The sequence below is a fragment of the Streptomyces mutabilis genome (assembly GCF_014649815.1).
GTDB lineage: Bacteria > Actinomycetota > Actinomycetes > Streptomycetales > Streptomycetaceae > Streptomyces > Streptomyces mutabilis.
Genome location: NZ_BMTT01000007.1, coordinates 229,264 through 246,303 on the forward strand (window position 1 = coordinate 229,264; position 17,040 = coordinate 246,303).

General features: G+C 71.9%; 14 protein-coding genes and 1 tRNA gene. 7 read left to right on the plus strand and 8 right to left on the minus strand.

Translation table 11 applies throughout. The features are described from left to right. Window positions 1-33 precede the first annotated feature (33 nt). Together IE142_RS17555 and IE142_RS17560 are read right to left on the minus strand one after the other, a co-directional pair. Complete coding sequence (locus IE142_RS17555; protein WP_191886635.1) at window positions 34-2,562, minus strand: ABC transporter permease; 2,529 nt, start codon at window positions 2,560-2,562, stop codon at window positions 34-36. 44 nt (window positions 2,563-2,606) lie between these two features. Then, complete coding sequence (locus tag IE142_RS17560; RefSeq protein ID WP_043372245.1) at window positions 2,607-3,404, minus strand: ABC transporter ATP-binding protein; 798 nt, start codon at window positions 3,402-3,404, stop codon at window positions 2,607-2,609. Between the two features lie 404 nt (window positions 3,405-3,808). Here IE142_RS17560 and IE142_RS17565 point away from each other — a divergent pair. The 3 genes from IE142_RS17565 (at window position 3,809) to IE142_RS17575 (ending at window position 6,645) form a co-directional block, all read left to right on the plus strand. Then, a tRNA-Leu gene (locus IE142_RS17565) sits at window positions 3,809-3,892 on the plus strand. 515 nt (window positions 3,893-4,407) lie between these two features. After that, complete coding sequence (locus IE142_RS17570) at window positions 4,408-5,580, plus strand: 4-hydroxybenzoate 3-monooxygenase (protein WP_191886636.1); 1,173 nt, start codon at window positions 4,408-4,410, stop codon at window positions 5,578-5,580. Window positions 5,581-5,748: 168 nt separating this feature from the next. Continuing rightward, entirely contained in the window at window positions 5,749-6,645 is an 897-nt protein-coding gene (locus tag IE142_RS17575) for a Bax inhibitor-1/YccA family protein (RefSeq protein WP_191886637.1), read from the plus strand. An 85-nt stretch (window positions 6,646-6,730) separates the two neighbouring features. On the opposite strand, the gene IE142_RS17580 is transcribed toward IE142_RS17575, so the two are convergent. Next, window positions 6,731-6,961 (minus strand): DUF4287 domain-containing protein, encoded by a 231-nt coding sequence (locus tag IE142_RS17580; protein ID WP_100048370.1) that lies wholly within the window; start codon window positions 6,959-6,961, stop codon window positions 6,731-6,733. Window positions 6,962-7,094: 133 nt separating this feature from the next. On the opposite strand from IE142_RS17580, the gene IE142_RS17585 reads away from it, so the two are divergent. Beyond that, window positions 7,095-7,376, plus strand: coding sequence for a hypothetical protein (locus IE142_RS17585; RefSeq protein WP_043377008.1), 282 nt, complete (start codon window positions 7,095-7,097; stop codon window positions 7,374-7,376). A 20-nt stretch (window positions 7,377-7,396) separates the two neighbouring features. Here IE142_RS17585 and IE142_RS17590 read toward each other — a convergent pair whose 3' ends face one another. From IE142_RS17590 to IE142_RS17600, 3 genes are all read right to left on the minus strand, one after another. Continuing rightward, window positions 7,397-8,197, minus strand: coding sequence for a hypothetical protein (locus tag IE142_RS17590; protein WP_191886638.1), 801 nt, complete (start codon window positions 8,195-8,197; stop codon window positions 7,397-7,399). A gap of 294 nt (window positions 8,198-8,491) precedes the next feature. After that, window positions 8,492-9,712: an acetyl-CoA C-acetyltransferase gene (locus IE142_RS17595; protein WP_191886639.1), complete on the minus strand. Its 1,221-nt coding sequence runs from the start codon at window positions 9,710-9,712 to the stop codon at window positions 8,492-8,494. Between the two features lie 233 nt (window positions 9,713-9,945). Next, window positions 9,946-10,971, minus strand: a complete 1,026-nt coding sequence (locus IE142_RS17600; protein WP_191886640.1) for an SGNH/GDSL hydrolase family protein — start codon at window positions 10,969-10,971, stop codon at window positions 9,946-9,948. Between the two features lie 181 nt (window positions 10,972-11,152). Between IE142_RS17600 and IE142_RS17605 the strand changes: the two genes are divergently transcribed. After that, window positions 11,153-12,538 (plus strand): cystathionine beta-synthase, encoded by a 1,386-nt coding sequence (locus IE142_RS17605; protein WP_191886641.1) that lies wholly within the window; start codon window positions 11,153-11,155, stop codon window positions 12,536-12,538. 693 nt (window positions 12,539-13,231) lie between these two features. Here IE142_RS17605 and IE142_RS17610 read toward each other — a convergent pair. Then, on the minus strand, window positions 13,232-13,669 hold the full coding sequence (locus tag IE142_RS17610; RefSeq protein ID WP_191886642.1) for a hypothetical protein: 438 nt from the start codon (window positions 13,667-13,669) through the stop codon (window positions 13,232-13,234). A gap of 181 nt (window positions 13,670-13,850) precedes the next feature. On the opposite strand from IE142_RS17610, the gene IE142_RS17615 reads away from it, so the two are divergent. Beyond that, window positions 13,851-14,717 carry a MurR/RpiR family transcriptional regulator gene (locus IE142_RS17615; protein ID WP_191886643.1) on the plus strand — a complete coding sequence of 289 codons (867 nt, stop codon included), beginning with the start codon at window positions 13,851-13,853 and terminating at the stop codon, window positions 14,715-14,717. A 154-nt stretch (window positions 14,718-14,871) separates the two neighbouring features. Next, window positions 14,872-15,456, plus strand: a complete 585-nt coding sequence (locus tag IE142_RS17620) for a hypothetical protein (RefSeq protein WP_191886644.1) — start codon at window positions 14,872-14,874, stop codon at window positions 15,454-15,456. 97 nt (window positions 15,457-15,553) lie between these two features. Here the strand turns inward: IE142_RS17620 and IE142_RS17625 are convergent, their stop codons facing one another. Next, window positions 15,554-16,942: a type III PLP-dependent enzyme domain-containing protein gene (locus IE142_RS17625; protein WP_191886645.1), complete on the minus strand. Its 1,389-nt coding sequence runs from the start codon at window positions 16,940-16,942 to the stop codon at window positions 15,554-15,556. Window positions 16,943-17,040 lie beyond the last annotated feature (98 nt).

Below are 17,040 nucleotides of genomic sequence, written 5' to 3' on the forward strand. Positions count from 1 at the left end.
CTCGTGCGTACCGGCTGCTGCGCCGCGTGCCGGTTACTCGGCCTTGATGGCCTGGAGCATGTTCAGCCGCGCCGCCCGACGGGCCGGCCACAGCGCCGCCAGGACGCCCACGGCGGCGGCCAGCAGCAGGAACACGCCCATCCGGGCCCAGGGCAGGACCAGCTCGTACGTCGCGACCGTCGAGCCCATCAGCTCACCGGCGGCCCAGCCGAAGAACACGCCCAGGCCGATGCCGAGCACCCCGCCGAACAGGGAGATCACCAGGGACTCCAGGCGGACCATCCGCTTGATGCCCTTGCGGTCCAGGCCGATGGCCCGCAGCATCCCGATCTCCTGAGAGCGCTCGAAGACCGACATGGCCAGGGTGTTGATGACACCGAGGACGGCCACGATCACCGCCATGGCCAGCAGGCCGTAGAGCATGTTCAGCATCAGGGTGAACATCGTGGCGACCTCGGCGGAGATGTCCTTCTTGTCCTGGATCTTGATCGCCGGGTTGGTGTCGAGTGCCTGCTGGAGGCTGTCCTTGGCGGCCGAGGAGGCCCCGTCGGACATCTTCACCATGACCTGCATGTCGACCGGGTCCGTCATGTGCGGGGTGAGGACGGAGTTGTCGAGCATGATGCCGCTGAGCATGTCGTTGCCCTCGTAGACACCCGCGACGGTGAGCCGCTGCTTCTCGCCGTCCTCGTAGGCGACGGTGAAGTCCGAACCGGCCTTCCAGCCGTTCTCCTTCGCGGTGCCGCCGTCCACGACGACCTTGGTGCCGCCGACATCGAAGGTGCCCTGCTCGACCTTCAGGTCGGTCAGCTCGGTGATCGTGGAGCCGTTGACGCCGGTGAGGTACTCCGTGTCGCCGTCGATGCGGGCGGCGGAGTTGCGCAGCGGGCTGATGGCGGTGACGCCGTCGGTCTCGCCCAGCTTCTCGCCCACGTCGGGGGAGAGGTAGGTGCCGTTGGCCATGGAGACGACGTAGTCGGCCTCGATCGCCGCCGACGCCATCTTGTCGATCGCCTTCTGCAGGCTGCCCGCCATCACCGTCATGCCGGTGATCAGGGTCAGGCCGATCATCAGCGCGGAGGCGGTGGCGGCGGTGCGGCGCGGATTGCGCACCGAGTTCTGCCGGGCGAGCTTGCCGGAGACGCCGAACACGCGCAGTACGGGAGCGGCGGCCGCGATCAGCGGGCGGGAGAGCAGCGGCGTCAGGACGAACACGCCGATGATCAGCAGGCCCGCGCCCAGACCCATCGGGGCCTGCCCGTCCGTGCCGCCCATCGTCGTCGCCGCGAGGACGACCGCGATGCCGGCGGCCGAGACCAGCGCGCCCAGCGTGTTGCGCAGCACCAGCGACTTGGTCGTGGCCGTGGCGTGCACGCTGCTCATCGCCGCGACCGGCGGGATCTTCGCCGCCCGGCGGCCGGGCAGCCACGCCGCCAGCATGGTGACCAGGACGCCGACGGCGAGGGCCGCGACGATCGTGCCGGTCGAGACCACCAGCGGCCCGTCGGGCACGACCTCGCCCATCGAGCTCATGAGGGCGCGCATCCCGGCACCGATGCCGATGCCGGCGAGCAGACCGGTCACCGCGGCGACGACGCCGACCACGAACGCCTCGATCAGCACCGACCGCGTGACCTGCCGACGGGAGGCGCCGACCGCCCGCATCAGGGCCAGCTCCTTGGTGCGCTGGGCGACCAGCATCGTGAAGGTGTTGGCGATGATGAAGGTGCCGACGAAGAGCGCGATGCCGGCGAAGACCAGCAGGCCCTGCTTCATGCCGCTCATCGACGCGGCGATCGCCTCCGCCTGGTCGTCGGCGAGCTTCTCGCCGGTGGTGGTCTCGACCAGGCCCTTCGGCAGCGCCTTGTCCAGCTCGGCCTTCAGCGCGGCCTGCGTGACGCCGGCCTTCGCCTCGACGTCGATCTCGTCGTACGTGCCCGCCTTGCCGAACACCTTCTGCGCGGTCGCCGTGTCGAACAGGGTGAGGCTGCCGCCGGCCGCGACACCGCCGTCGTCGGTGGTGAAGACGCCGACGACCTTCGGGCTGATGACCGGACCGTCGACGGACATCCGCACGGTGTCACCGACGCCGTACCCGGTGCGCTCGGCGGTCCTGGAGTCGATGAGGATCTCGCCCTCGCCCTTGGGAGCGCGCCCGTCGGTCAGCGGGTACCGGGGGTCCTTCTCCCCCCAGTAGTTGCCGCCCTTGGTGCTCCAGCCGTCGCCGATCAGGTCGCCGTTCTTGTCGGCGACGGCGGTGAAGCCGGAGACCACGCCGACGGCGGAGGCCGCGCCTGGCACCCGGGCGCTGTCGTCGACGAGGGCCTGCGTCAGTTCGGGCTCCTCGCCGACCTTGTCGCCCTCGGCCGACTGGAACTCGGGCGTCACCGCCACGTCGACGTGGTCGAACCCCTTGGCGGAGCTGTTCTGCAAGGCGTCGGAGATGGTGTTGGTGAAGACCAGGGTGCCCGACACGAACGCCACGCCGAGCATCACGGCGAGCACGGTCATCAAAAGCCTGGCCTTGTGCGCGAGAACGTTGCGCAAGGCGGTACGGAACATGGGTCTTCTTAGTCCAGACGTACGGGGGAGGGGCGGGCGGGACGTCAGCTGGTGCGGCCCTTGGCGTCGAACCGCTTCATGCGGTCCAGCACCGAGTCGGCCGTCGGCCCGTACACCTCGTCGACGATGCGTCCGTCCGCGAGGAAGACCACCCGGTCCGCGTAGGCCGCGGCCACCGGGTCGTGGGTCACCATCACCACCGTCTGCCCGAGCTCCCGCACCGAGTTGCGCAGGAAGCCCAGCACCTCGGCGCCCGAGCGGGAGTCGAGGTTTCCGGTCGGCTCGTCACCGAAGATGATCTCCGGCCGGGAGGCCAGCGCCCTGGCCACGGCCACCCGCTGCTGCTGGCCGCCGGAGAGCTGCGAGGGCCGGTGGCCGAGGCGCCCCGACAGCCCGACCATCTGGATCACGGAGTCCAGCCACTGCTTGTCCGGCTTGCGGCCCGCGATGTCCATCGGGAGGGTGATGTTCTCCAGGGCGGTGAGCGTCGGCAGCAGGTTGAACGCCTGGAAGATGAAACCGATCTTGTCCCGGCGCAGCTTGGTGAGCTGCTTGTCCTTGAGGGAGCCCAGTTCGGTGTCGCCGATGCGCACCGAGCCGGAGGAGAAGGTGTCCAGCCCGGCGACGCAGTGCATCAGCGTGGACTTGCCGGAGCCGGAGGGGCCCATGATCGCGGTGAACTCGGCCTGCCGGAAGTCGACGGAGACCCGGTCCAGGGCGACCACCTGGGTTTCACCCTGGCCGTAGATCTTGGACAGCTCCGTGGCGCGCGCGGCCACGGTGGTGGACCGGTCGGCTGGGGGTCCCCCCGGGCGGAGCCTGGGGGAGGGTGCGGTGGTCACGGGAAGGGCGCTCCTGTCGCTACGGCGTGTGTGCGGGGACGTTCTCCATACTTCCGGCCGTGGGACGCCGTGTAGTCAGCCGCTGTTCCGGTTCCGAGGGGCGACTTCGGTCGGACGGCGAGGGCGGGTGTACTACCTGAGGATGACGGTCGACCCTGACCCGCCGGGCGGCGCGGACGGGTACCGGAACGGGGCGGGCACCCTTGTAGGGACGGTGAAATTCCGTCATTCCGCATGCGCGGCCGAGCGTCACGGGCAAGGCTGTTGGCAAGTGAGGATGGCCCGGCCCCGGAGCTGATGACCCCTCAGGCGCCAATAAAATAAGACAACATCGGGCCACCCGCCCCTTTTTCGGGGGACGTGCGCCGATAGGCTCGAGGGGCTCGACGCGGAGCCCATGGCCTGCCCGGATGGTGGAATGCAGACACGGCGAGCTTAAACCTCGCTGCCCCTTCGCGGGCGTGCCGGTTCAAGTCCGGCTCCGGGCACTCTCCCGTATCCCGCGCCGACCAGTGAGACGGCTGGTCGGCGTCGGCGCGTGGGCACCATTGCCGCGCCCTACCCCGAGCAGACCCGGGTTCCGAGGTTCCTCCACAGGCCGGCCCCACGTTCGTCACCGCATGTCGCCACCGGATGCCGTCACCGAGCGACGTCATCGGACGACGTCACCGAGGCGAGGAACCGCCATGTCCCCCATGCCTTCCGCAAGTGCGCGCTCCGCGTGCCGGTCCCCGCTCGGGATCGGCTGACCGTCGGCGGCGAGGTCGCCGCCGTCCTGCTGGGCCGGCTCGACCGGTGGGAGGCGGACGCTGCGCGAGGGGCCTGCGGCCCGGCCGTGCGACGGCTGACCGGCGGTCCACCCGCCCCCGGTGGTCTGCGGCGACTTCGCCGCAGACCGTTGACAGCGGCGTCCTGCGGTCGGAGACTCAGCCGAGCACTTGGTGAAGGAAAGTTCACTACGCGAACAACACTCGGCGACGACGCCAATCGAAGGGAACGACCGATGCGCACCACCGTCGGCATCATCGGGGCCGGCCCCGCGGGACTCCTCCTCGCCCGCCTGCTCCACAACGCGGGGATCGAATCGGTCGTCCTGGAGAGCCGCGACCGCGCCTACGTCGAGCGGCGGCAGCGCGCCGGGATCCTGGAGCAGGGCACCGTGGAAGTCCTGCGCGCGGCCGGGGCGGAGCGGATGGACCGCGAGGGGCTGCGTCACGACGGCATCGAGCTGCGGTTCGACCGGCGCCGCCACCGCGTCGACTTCCCCGCGCTCACCGGCGGCAAGTCCGTCATGGTCTACGCCCAGACCGAGGTGTGCAAGGACCTCATCGCCCTCCAGCTCAAGGAGGGCGGCCCGCTCCTCTTCGAGGCCGAGGCGCTGGCCGTGGAGGGCGCCGAGACGGACCACCCGCGCGTCCGTTTCCGGCACAAGGGTGTCGAGGACGTGCTGGAGTGCGACTACGTCGTCGGCTGTGACGGCTTCTGGGGTGTGGCCCGGGCAGCGGTCCCGGCCGGACGGAGCAGCACCTTCGAGCGGACGTACCCGTTCGGCTGGCTCGGCATCCTCGCCGACGTCCCGCCCTCGCACGACGAGCTGGTCTACGCCCGCCACGACCGCGGTTTCGCCCTGCTCTCCATGCGCTCCCCGTCCGTCTCCCGCCTCTACCTCCAGGTGCCCGCGGACACGGACGCCGACGGCTGGAGCGACGAGGAGATCTGGACCGAGCTGGAGCGCCGCTTCGAGACGGACGACGACTGGACCCTCCGGCGCGGGCCGATCACCCAGAAGTCGGTCACCCCGATGCGCTCCTACGTCCACGAGCCCATGCGGCACGGCCGCCTCTTCCTGGCCGGCGACGCCGCGCACATCGTGCCGCCCACCGGCGCCAAGGGCCTCAATCTCGCCGTCGGGGACGTCGTCACCTTCGTGCGCGCCCTGACCCACCGGCGGGAGACGGGATCCGCCGAACTGCTCGACGCCTACTCCGCCACCTGCCTGCGCCGCGTCTGGCAGGCCGAGCGGTTCTCGTACGACATGACGACGCTCCTGCACCGCGCCCCCGACGCCACTCCCTTCGAGGACCGGCTCCAGCTGGCCCGCCTGGAGCGGATCGCCTCCTCCCGCGCCGCCGAGACCGACCTCGCCGAGGCCTACACCGGATTCCCGATCGGGTGAGCGGCGCGGGGCCGCCCGACCGACCCCGGCCGTGAGGGGAATCACTGATCCGCGTAGCGTGTTGACCCGCAGGAGCAGGGAAAGATCCTCCCCAAGCAGTAGGGTCATTCCTTTGCCGTTCCATTACTCTTGAGCCAAGGCTGCGCAGTGTGGCCATGGAGGAGTGAAATGAGGAGCAGAAACCCGGTCTTCTCGCGACGGGGGTTCAGCCGCGACAACGGCTACGCGGGCTTCAATACCGCGCCGCAGGCCGGGGGCCCCGCTGTCGCCACCCAGGGCAACCCGTACGCCCAGCCCACGGGCGCCAACCCGTACGCGCAGAACCCGTACGCCCAGCAGGACCTGCAGCACGGCGCGCCGCCGCAGGCGCCTGCCGGCGCCGGCCGGATGACGATGGACGACGTCGTCATCCGCACGGCGAGCACGCTCGGCACGCTCATCGTGACGGCCGCGCTCGCGTGGGCGCTGCTGCCCGTGGACGACGCCAACATCGGCCGGTCCTACGGCATCGGTATCGGCGCCGCGCTGATCGGCATGGTCCTGGCGCTCGTCCAGTCCTTCAAGCGCAAGGCGTCGCCCGCGCTGATCCTGACGTACGCGGCGTTCGAGGGTGTCTTCCTCGGCGTCGTCTCCAGCGTCGTGGACAACCGCATCGCCGACGGCGCGGCCATGCAGGCGGTGATCGGCACGATGGCGGTCTTCGCCGGTGTGCTGATCGCGTACAAGGCCGGCTGGATCCGCGTCAACCGCCGCTTCTACGGCTTCGTCATGGCGGCCGCGCTCGGCTTCGTCTTCCTGATGATGGTGAACCTGCTGTTCGCCGTCTTCGGCGGCGGTGACGGCCTCGGCTTCCGCAGCGGTGCGCTCGGTGTCGTCTTCGGCATCGTCGGCATCATCCTGGGCGCCTGCTTCCTGGCCATGGACTTCAAGCAGGTCGAGGACGGCCTCGCCTACGGCGCCCCGCGCGAGGAGGCCTGGCTCGCCGCTTTCGGCCTCACGCTGACGCTGGTGTGGCTGTACCTGGAGTTCCTGCGGCTGATCGCGATCCTGAACAGCAACGATTAGCGGTCGGTCCGCGTCGGCGGACGCAGGTTGAAGGGCCCCGGGCTTGACGCCCGGGGCCCTTCGTCGTCGTGGTGGCGGCGCGCGCTCAGCCGAGCCTGCGCGCGGCCCTTCTCAGGTCGTACTCGTGGATGATCGCCTTCGCGTGGCCGTACGCGAGGTTGTGTTCGTGGCGGAGCCAGCTGACCTTCTCCTCGAATCGGAGGAGGGCGGGGCCGTCGTCGACGGCGCGCAGCCAGTCGGAGATCTCACGACCGGTGCAGTGGGGGATGCGGGCGAGCATGTTGCGATGGGTCTCCTCGGAGAAGACTTGGGACATCGGCGCCTCCGGGCGAAAGGGGATGTAAGCCGGTCCTTCAGGTCACCGTGCCCGAGCGTTCGCCCGTTGGCAACAGTCCCGGAGGGGCGCGTACGCTCGCGCCGTGGTTGATACGACGCCTTTGACCCGTGCCGTGGACGACTTCGCCGACCGCTTGCGGGCCGCCCCGCAGAGCCGGCTGCAACGCGGGGCCGCCGCCGAGGCGCTGGAGCTGGCCAGGGAGTTGGCCCGGCGCGCCCAGCTCGTGGAGGAACCGGGGGCGGAGCCGAGGGAGATGCCGGACGCGGGCATGTTCGCCGCCGCTGACCAGATCGCCGTCGCCGCACACGACTTGGCCCTCGTACTGACGGACGAGGGTCAGGTGGAGGAGGCGGTGCGGCTGGTGGAGGAGGCCCGCAAACGGGCCGGGGTCTGACGCCCGGGCGCACGGAGCGGCTAGAGGGACGCGATGACCCGGTCCGCCAGGATGTAGACGTTCTCCTCGCCGCAGGCGAAGGTGAGCGTGTAGGCGCCGGAGATCCCCGAGCCGCCCAGCAGGTACGGCGTCTTGCCCGCGCCCAGCGCCGCGGCCAGGCGCTCCGCGGTCTCGCGGTGGCCCGGGGTCATGCACAGCGTGGTCCCGTCGGCGAAGACGTACACGTCCAGCGTGCCCAGCGGGCCCGGGCGGACGTCGGCCAGCGCGACACTCGACTCGGCCAGTTCCTCGAGGGTGGCGACAGTGCTCTCGTGGTCGCCCACGGCCGGAGACGGGTTCGGTACGAAGTGTGGGTGCGAGGGGTGCCGACGGCGGGCGGCGGCCAGCTCGGCGGACTCCAGCGGCCCCGCGTCCTGCGTGGCCGCCTCGTCGCTGTCCGCGCCCGGCTCCACCACCGGCTCCAGGCCCACGAGGTCGGCCTGGCGGGGCAGGAACAGCTCGCTGTCGGCCAGGCCGAGCAGCAGCGGCGCGTCGGAGGCGTCCCGGGACTCCTGGGCGGCCCAGAAGGCCCGCGCCTCGGCGAGCTCCCGCTCCCGCTCCTCGGCGAGCGCATCCGCGACGGCGGCGCGTATCTCCTCGGCGTCGGCGGTGGTGCGGGCGGCGGGCAGGCGGCCCCGCGTGGCGGCGGCGCGGCTCTCGGCCAGCTCGGTGCGCAGGGCCGTCACCTGTCGGCGCAGCACCAGAATGCTGCGCAGCACGGCGACGCCCACGGCGCCGGTGGCGGCCGTGGTGAGCAGCAGGGCGATCGGCATGGCGCTCACTGACGTACTCCTGGTTCAAAGTCGACCCCCGACTTCCTACATCAGCTTGAAGGGAGGACTAACCGTCTGTCAGTGCGTAACGTCACGAAACGGACAGGACTTTGGACCCGGAGGCAGGGGGTGTGGCTGGTCTGACCTGCGTGAATCAAGGGGGCGGGAGAGGTAGGTCACATCCTGAGGGAGATTGGGTCACAAAACGGCCCAGAACCCCGGTCGAACAGGGTTCCGGGCCGCCGTGTCACGCTGGGTCCCCCGGGTGCTACTGACGGTGCCTCAGCCGGCGCGGTGGGACGGTCAGCTCAGGCGCTCGATGACCATGGCCATGCCCTGGCCGCCACCGACGCACATGGTCTCCAGGCCGAACTGCTTGTCGTGCGTCTGGAGGGAGTTGATCAGCGTGCCGGTGATGCGGGCGCCGGTCATCCCGAAGGGATGGCCGACGGCGATGGCGCCGCCGTTGACGTTCAGCTTCTCCAGCGGGATGCCGAGGTCGCGGTAGGAGGGGATGACCTGTGCGGCGAACGCCTCGTTGATCTCGACCAGGTCGATGTCGTCGATGGTCAGCCCGGCGCGGGACAGGGCCTGCCTGCTCGCCTCGACCGGGCCCAGGCCCATGATCTCGGGGGAGAGGCCGGAGACGCCGGTGGAGACGATGCGGGCGAGCGGGGTCAGGCCCAGCTCGCGGGCCTTGGTGTCGCTCATGATCACGAGGGCGGCGGCGCCGTCGTTGAGCGGGCAGCAGTTGCCGGCGGTGACCAGGCCGTCGGGGCGGAAGACGGGCTTCAGGCCCTGCACGCCCTCCAGGGTCACGCCGGCGCGGGGGCCGTCGTCCTTGGTGACGACCGTGCCGTCCGGCAGCGTGACCGGGGTGATCTCGCGCTCCCAGAAGCCGTTCTTGATGGCCTCCTCCGCGAGGTTCTGGGAGCGGACGCCGAACTCGTCCATGTCCTGCCGGGTGACGCCCTTGGCGCGGGCGAGGTTCTCGGCGGTCTGGCCCATCGCGATGTACGGGTCGGGGACCAGGCCGTCCTCGCGCGGGTCGTGCCAGGTGGTGCCCTCCTGCTCGGCGACGGCGGCGGTACGGGCCTCCGCCTCGGCGAAGATCGGGTTGCGCGTGTCCGGCAGGCTGTCGGAGTTGCCCTTGGCGAACCGGGAGACCATCTCGACACCGGCCGAGATGAAGACGTCGCCCTCGCCGGCCTTGATGGCGTGCAGGGCCATGCGGGAGGTCTGCAGGGACGAGGAGCAGTACCGGGTGATGGTGCAGCCGGGCAGGTGGTCCATGCCCATCTCGACGGCGACGATCCGGCCGAGGTTGTTGCCCTGCTCGCCCCCGGGCAGGCCACAGCCGAGCATCAGGTCGTCGATGTCCCGGGGGTCCAGCTCGGGGACCTTGGCGAGGGCGGCCTGGATGATCGTGGCGGCGAGGTCGTCGGCGCGCAGATCCTTCAGGGAGCCCTTGAAGGCGCGGCCGATGGGGGAGCGGGCGGCAGAGACGATCACGGCTTCGGGCATCACGGCTCCAGTGGCGAGGGGTTGTGGCGGCTGCTGGGGAAGTTACCCGGACGTATGGCTTGGGTCACGGGTGCGGCGGTGTGACATGGACCGCAACTTTCTAAGCGCTTGCTTGGCTTCCGGCTCGGATGCTGGCTGTCGTGCCTCCCCCAGTGGCAGAACGCCTCGGGGGTACCCCCGAGGCGGCACGGGCGGGCGTAGCGGCCCCGGCAGCGCCGGGCGGCGCCACGGCCCTACCTCGGCTGGGCCGACGGCGCCGGCTCGGCCTCCGAAACCCTCCGGCGCCTCCGGCGCTTCAACAGCGCCCAGGGCCCCCGCGGCCCCGACGGCATCGCGGCCGCGACCTCCGTGCCGGCCTCCGACGCCGCCTCCGCCGCCGCACGCGCCACCGGCAGGAAGCCCTCGCGGCGCAGCGCGTCGGGGCGCTCCTCCTCGGCCGGCCACAGGCCGAGCGCGGCGCATACCGACGGCAGTACCGCCATCGCGGCGGTGGCGTACCCCTCGGCGGAGGGGTGGTAGTTGTCCGGTCCGAACAGCTCGCGGGGGTTCTCGGCGAACTCCGGGCCCAGCAGGTCGCCCAGCGACACCGTGCGCCCGCCCTGCTCCACGACGCCGATCGTCTGCGCCGCCGCCAGCTGCCGCGAGGCCCGCCGGGCCAGCCAGCGCAGCGGCTGCCGTACCCGCTCGATGGTCCCCAGGTCGGGGCAGGTGCCGACCACCACCTCCGCACCGGCCGTGCGCAGCCGCCGTACCGCGGCCGACAGGTGACGGACCGAGCGGGTGGGCGGCATCCGGTTGGTGACGTCGTTCGCCCCGATCATGATCACGCAGATGTCGGGGGCGCGGCCCGGATCGGCCAGTACCAGGGCCACCTGCCGCTCCAGGTCGTCCGAGCAGGCGCCCGGCAGCGCGACCGAGCCCAGCTCCACCGGCCGCTCCGCCACCGCCGCGAGCCCCGAGGCGAGCAGCGCGCCCGGGGTCTGCCCGGCCCGGCGCACGCCCTGGCCCGCGGCCGTGGAGTCGCCCAGCATCATCAGCCGCAGGGGCGGCTCACCGGCCGTCGGCAGGCCACCGCCGTACAGGCCCCGCGCGTTCGGCACCCGGTCGGGTCCCCCGATGCCCAAGCGGCGCCTGGCCAGCTGAACCTCCGCCAGCAGCAGACCGACCGTGGCCGCACCGGCCAGCCCGATGCCGCCGCCGCCGTACGCCGCGCCGGCCGCGATCCGCCGGGCCACCCGCGCCCTCGACATGCTCGTCATGCGTCGCCACCACCTCCTCCAACCCGTACACCCACTCCTTGCCCCGTACGGACGGTCGCCCAATCTCAACAGGGAGTGAACGGGGGAGTGGGAGACCGTCACGGGGCGCGGGCGGCCGGGCAGGCCATAGGCTGGCCGGACCGATAAACGACCACATCCTTTGCAGCATCCGGAGACCACGGTGCAATTCCACGACTCGATGATCAGCCTCGTCGGCAACACCCCGCTGGTGCGGCTCAACAGCGTGACCAAGGGCATCAGGGCCACCGTCCTGGCCAAGGTCGAGTACTTCAATCCGGGCGGCTCGGTGAAGGACCGCATCGCCCTGCGCATGATCGAGGCCGCGGAGCGGAGCGGAGAGCTGAAGCCCGGCGGCACGATCGTCGAGCCGACCAGCGGCAACACGGGCGTGGGCCTGGCGATCGTGGCCCAGCAGAAGGGCTACAAGTGCATCTTCGTCTGCCCTGACAAGGTGTCCACCGACAAGATCAACGTGCTGCGCGCGTACGGCGCCGAGGTCGTCGTCTGCCCCACGGCGGTCGACCCCGAGCACCCGGACTCCTACTACAACGTCTCCGACCGCCTGGTCCGCGAGACGCCGGGTGCCTGGAAGCCGGACCAGTACTCCAACCCGCACAACCCGCTCTCCCACTACCACTCCACCGGTCCAGAGCTGTGGGAGCAGACGGAGGGGGAGATCACTCACTTCGTCGCGGGCGTCGGCACCGGCGGCACCATCTCCGGCACCGGCCGGTACCTGAAGGAGGTCAGCGACGGCGCGGTCAAGGTGATCGGCGCGGACCCCGAGGGCTCGGTCTACTCGGGCGGATCCGGACGCCCGTACCTCGTCGAGGGCGTCGGTGAGGACTTCTGGCCGACGGCGTACGACCGTGACGTCGCGGACGAGATCGTTGCCGTCTCCGACAAGGACTCCTTCCAGATGACCCGCCGTCTCGCCAAGGAGGAGGGCCTGCTGGTGGGCGGCTCCTGCGGCATGGCGGTCGTCGCGGCGCTGGAGGTGGCCGAGCGGCTCGGCGAGGACGACGTGGTGGTCGTACTCCTGCCGGACAGCGGGCGCGGCTACCTCAGCAAGATCTTCAACGACGAGTGGATGGCCGACTACGGCTTCCTGGAGGACGCCGGCCCGAGCGCCCGCGTCGCCGACGTCCTGAACCACAAGGAGGGCGGTCACATCCCCTCCCTGGTCCACATGCACCCGGACGAGACCGTCGGCCAGGCCATCGAGGTGCTGCGCGAGTACGGCGTCTCGCAGATGCCGATCGTCAAGCCCGGCGCCGGCCACCCGGACGTGATGGCCGCCGAGGTCGTCGGCTCGGTAGTGGAACGCGAACTGCTGGACGCCCTGTTCGCCAAGCGGGCCTCACTGGAGGACCCGCTGGAGAAGCACATGTCCTCCCCGCTGCCGCAGGTCGGCTCCGGCGAGCCCGTCGCCGACCTGATGTCGGTGCTCGGCGCGGCCGACGCGGCGATCGTGCTCGTCGAGGGCAAGCCGACCGGTGTGGTGAGCCGTCAGGACCTGCTGTCCTTCCTGGCCAAGGGGAACTGAGAACCGGTGGTGGCCGCACGGTGAACGGTCGGTTCCGGGTGTCGGCCCGGCCTGTTCGGTGATCTTCGTGGACTTCGCGGAAGTGGTACGTGCGCGACATGTTCACGCAGCAGTGGCTTAACACGGGACCGGCACAGTAGTGGGTGTCGGCAGGGAACGGGAGCGGCTCCCCGGTCCCGCCGGCGCCGTACGGCGTCACGGACCTTCCGGAGCGGCTCCCGGACCTCCAAGGACGCCACGGACGCGCCGCCCGGCCGCGAGGCCCGACACCGCGCGCGTCCACCGCGGGGACCGCCGTCGTCCCGCCCCCCAGTGATGGGGGTGCGGCGGTCCCCGCGCAGTCTTCTCCGGGCACTCGGGCCCCTCGGCCCGTTTCAGGTCCTCGGGCCTCTACCTGCGGTCTCGGTCAGTGCTCCGGCCTTCGGGCCGGATGGTGAAGGCCATCCCGAAATGGGCGTGACCCGCACTGAAGCGCGGGTCAGCACTGTTCGCGTGCAAGAAACCGGACTGCGGATGGACCGGAAACGCCGGGTGGAACGCGGCCCGGAACACTGCACCTGTACCGATCGGCAACGTCATCGTGGAGGTCCCGGCCCCGGAAGGCGCGGTCGCAGGGCGGGTGGAACCGTCAAGCCTGTCGCCGCAAGGTGGTCGGGGATTCCCTCCCTGAGCGCGCGAAGGAAGCGGAGGACCTCAGTCGTCCCAGGTGTCGCCCTTGCTGTCGGCGCGGCGGCGGCCCGAGAACATACCCGGGTTGGTCCGTGCGGCCTGGACGACGTTGACCCCGACGATGCCGGCCCAGGCGACCAGCAGCCCGGGGAGGTCGGCGACGCCGCCGCCGATCGCGGACAGCGGGACCGCGAGCACCAGCGAGACGATGCCGAAGCCGAAACGCTCCCCGAAGGAGTCCGTCGGCCTCGGCGACCGGCTGTCGCGGGCCGTCGCCATCTGCTGCTCGGCCAACTGCCGCCGCACCCGGCGTTCGACCGCTCCGTCGATGCGCTGGTCGACCTTCTCCAGGAACGAGTCGACCAGCGCGGACTCGTACTCCTCCCCGAGCTCCCTGCGGGTGCGCAGGGTGGCGTCGAGTTCCTTCTTGAGGTCGGTGTCCCGCCCGTCGAATCCGGTCATGCCCCCACGGTAGGGAGCCGGGGCGCCGGCGGCAGTGGGGTTAGCCCCCGTTTTCCGGCGGGGGCGGGCAGGAGGGGGCGCCGCACGTCGGGCCGGACGCCGCCTCGCTGTATAGCTGTATAACGGTATGCAGGAATCGGGGCACCTGAATAGGATGAAATAGGGCGAGGGGGAGCACCTCATGAGCGGGACCAGCGGCACCGGTGGCAACGGCACCGACAGCCCGGCCGTGCGGCTGCAGGCGCTGTTCGAGGGGCACCGGCTGACGCCGACCCAGCGACGCATCGCGCACAGCATGGTGCGCCGCGCCTCCGAGGTGCCCTTCCTGTCCAGCGTGGAGCTGGCCGAGCTGGCAGGGGTCAGCCAGCCGTCCGTGACCCGTTTCGCCGTCGCCCTCGGCTTCGACGGCTACCCGGCTCTGCGCCGCCACCTTCGGGAGGTGGCCCCTGCCGAACCGGTGGCGGAGTCCGGCTCCTGCAACGAGTACCAGCAGGCCGTCGAGGCCGAGATCGAGAACCTGCGTCATCTGGCGGAGGCGCTCGCCGACCCCGGGCCGGTGCGGGAGGCGGGCCGGACCCTCGCCGCGAGCCGGCCTCTGCCGGTGCTCGGGCTGCGGGCGGCGGCGGCTCAGGCGCGCGGATTCGCCTACTTCGCCGCCAAGGTCCACGCGGACGTCCGGCTCCTTGACGAGGGCGGCACGATGCTCCACGACCGCATCGACGCCGCCGTCCGGGCCGGGGCGAGCGCCCTCCTCTGTTTCGCCCTGCCACGTCACCCGCGCGAGGTCGTCGACGCGCTGGCCCACGCGAGGGGGGCGGGGCTGACGGTGGTGACCGTCGCCGACTCGGCCTTCGCGCCGGTCGCCAAGGTGTCCGACCTGCTGCTGCCCGCCGCTGTCGGCACCGGGCTCGCCTTCGACACCGCCTGCGCGCCGATGCTGCTCGGCCGGGTGCTGCTGGAGAGCATGTGCGACGACCTGCCGGACGCCCAGGCGCGGTTGGAGGAGTTCGACGCGAAGGCGGCGGCGCGGGGGCTCTTCGTCGACTGAGCCACATGGAGGCGTGAGGCGCGGGGGTGTGGAGGCGCGGAGCCCGCGCCGGCGGCCGTGTTCTCAGACTCGTCTCAGCTTTCGCCGCTAATCTGCGTCGCCGCACACCCCTTCAGACGCATCGCAGACAGCAGAACGGGACAGGAGGCCGGACGTGGCGCGCGGAGGACAAGGGCTGGCTCGGGTCGCCGTCGTCGTACGGGCGGGAGCGGCGCCGTTGTGGTGGCTGGGCGTGTTCGCGGCGGGCATCGGGGTGCTGGTGCCGGGGCTGACCGGACGTCGGATCGGTGTCCTCGCCGGCGCCGCGCTGTTCGTCGTCGCGGCGGCCGTCGTCGCCACCGCACGCCGCAAGCGGTACACCGCCCTGGCCGGCTCGGCCGCCCGCGCGGGCAGGCACGACGTGCTCCAGGACCGCGCGGTGACCGTGCGCAACTGGCGCCGGGGACATCGCTGGTGGCTGCTCCTCGCCTTCCTCGCCGCCCTGGGCAGCGGCTTCGCCGTCCCCGCCGCCGCCGGACTGCTGATGGCCGGCTGCGGCGTGGGCCTGTGGCTGAAGTCCGCCTGGATCGGCCGCCGCGAACAGGCCGGGGAGGCCCTCCTGTGGGTCCGCGTCGACTGGCTCGTCCGGGGCGCCGGCCGCCCGGCGGGGAAGGCGGTCAGGGCCTACCGCAGCACGGGCATCGCGGCGGGCGACGCGGCCCCGGGCGGGGCGCGGCGGAAGGCGGCGGCGCTGGTCTGACCGGGCGGCCGGCACGGCGCCCCGCGAGGGGCGCGGGGCGGTGTCCCTCGGGGAACGTGCGGGTGAGCGCGGCCTGCCGCGACGTGCCGGCGGGCGGCTACCGGGCCGCCCGCCGCGCCGACGTCAGCGCGTCGACGTGGGCTCCTCCCGCCTCGGCCACGATCTCCTCCACCGCCTGGGGCTCCCGCACGGTCGCGAAGCCGACACCCTCGGGGCCGCCGGTCACGAACCCGTACACCCCGGGACGCGCCAGCGAGTTGTACGCGTAGTGGTGCGCGAAGTAGTACGCCCCCGTGTCCAGCGCCGCCGCGTAGTCCCCCTGCTCCAGCAGCGGCAGCGCACGCCCCGTCGCCAGGAGGTCGCCCGCGAAGCACGCCGGCCCCGCCACGTCCTGCACCACGTCCGCCCCCGCCTTCGGCAGCCCCTTGCCGTCGTACGCGGCGATCCGCAGCGGCCACGCCCCGGGCGCGTACACCGTCCGCGTGGCGACCTGGACGCCCGCGTGCGTCACCGCGACCGGCCGGCCCCCCGCGCTCTTGGCGTACTCGACGCGTGCCACCACCGTGCCGTGCTTGGCCAGCAGCGACCGCCCGAACTCGGTGACCAGCCCGTACCGCCCGTCGAAGAGTCCAGGCACCGCGTCGCGCAGCGCGCGCGCGTACTCGGCGTAGGTCGGGGTCGTCTCGTCCGAGGAGAAGTTCACCGGCAGTCCGCCGCCGATGTCGAGGGTGTCGACCTGCCTGCGCCCGGCCCGCTCGTTGATCTCTTCGGCGAGCGCGTACGTCTCGGCCACGCCCTCGGCCATCAGCGTCAGCGGAATGCCCTGGGAGCCGGTGTGCGCGTGCAGCCGGGTCAGCCAGGGCCGGTCCAGGTACGCCCGCACCACCCACTCGCGGGCGCCCTCGTCGCGCAGCGCCACCCCGAACTTCGAGGTCGCCGTCGCCGTCGACAGCGCCTCGATGGAACCGCCGCCGACCTGCGGGTTGACCCGGATGCCCAGCGGGGAGCCACTCGTCCGCCCGGCCATCAGCGCGTCGATGCGCGCCAGCTCCTGCGGGTTGTCCGCGTTGACCGCGATGCCCAGCGCCAACGCCTCGCGCAGCTCGCCCGGCGTCTTGGCGGGCGAGTCCAGCACCGTCCGCTCCGGGGGCACCCCGGCCGCCCGGGCCAGGGCCAGCTCGCCCGGGCTCGCGACCTCGGCGCCGACACCCTCCTCGTGCAGCAGCCGCAGCACCGGGACCAGGGGCGTCGCCTTCACCGCGAAGGCGTGCAGCACCGGCGTCCCGGGCGCCGTCACCGCGTCGAACGCCGACCGCAGCGCCGCCGCCGACTCCCGGATGCCCGCGACGTCCAGCAACCCGACGATCGGGGTGTCGGGCCCCAGCAGGCCCTGCTCCACGGCCGCCCGTACCGCATCGTCCCGCCGCGCGGCCCGCTGCTCCTCGGTGCCGCCGACATCCCCGCTCCTGTCCGTGCCGTCGCCCACGTGATCCTCCGTCCCCTCGCTGCTCGCACACACATCCAGTACATCCAGCCAAACACCCGCGACGCGCCCGTGCCGGGACACGAACGTATTGACTAGTT

Bases quoted from the DNA above. Each gene is read 5' to 3' on its own strand.
- IE142_RS17555 (WP_191886635.1), bottom strand. From the start codon at position 2,562: ATGTTCCGTACCGCCTTGCGCAACGTTCTCGCGCACAAGGCCAGGCTT.
- IE142_RS17570 (WP_191886636.1), top strand. From the start codon at position 4,408: ATGCGCACCACCGTCGGCATCATCGGGGCCGGCCCCGCGGGACTCCTC.
- IE142_RS17575 (WP_191886637.1), top strand. From the start codon at position 5,749: ATGAGGAGCAGAAACCCGGTCTTCTCGCGACGGGGGTTCAGCCGCGAC.
- IE142_RS17580 (WP_100048370.1), bottom strand. From the start codon at position 6,961: ATGTCCCAAGTCTTCTCCGAGGAGACCCATCGCAACATGCTCGCCCGC.
- IE142_RS17595 (WP_191886639.1), bottom strand. From the start codon at position 9,712: ATGCCCGAAGCCGTGATCGTCTCTGCCGCCCGCTCCCCCATCGGCCGC.
- IE142_RS17600 (WP_191886640.1), bottom strand. From the start codon at position 10,971: ATGACGAGCATGTCGAGGGCGCGGGTGGCCCGGCGGATCGCGGCCGGC.
- IE142_RS17610 (WP_191886642.1), bottom strand. From the start codon at position 13,669: ATGACCGGATTCGACGGGCGGGACACCGACCTCAAGAAGGAACTCGAC.
- IE142_RS17615 (WP_191886643.1), top strand. From the start codon at position 13,851: ATGAGCGGGACCAGCGGCACCGGTGGCAACGGCACCGACAGCCCGGCC.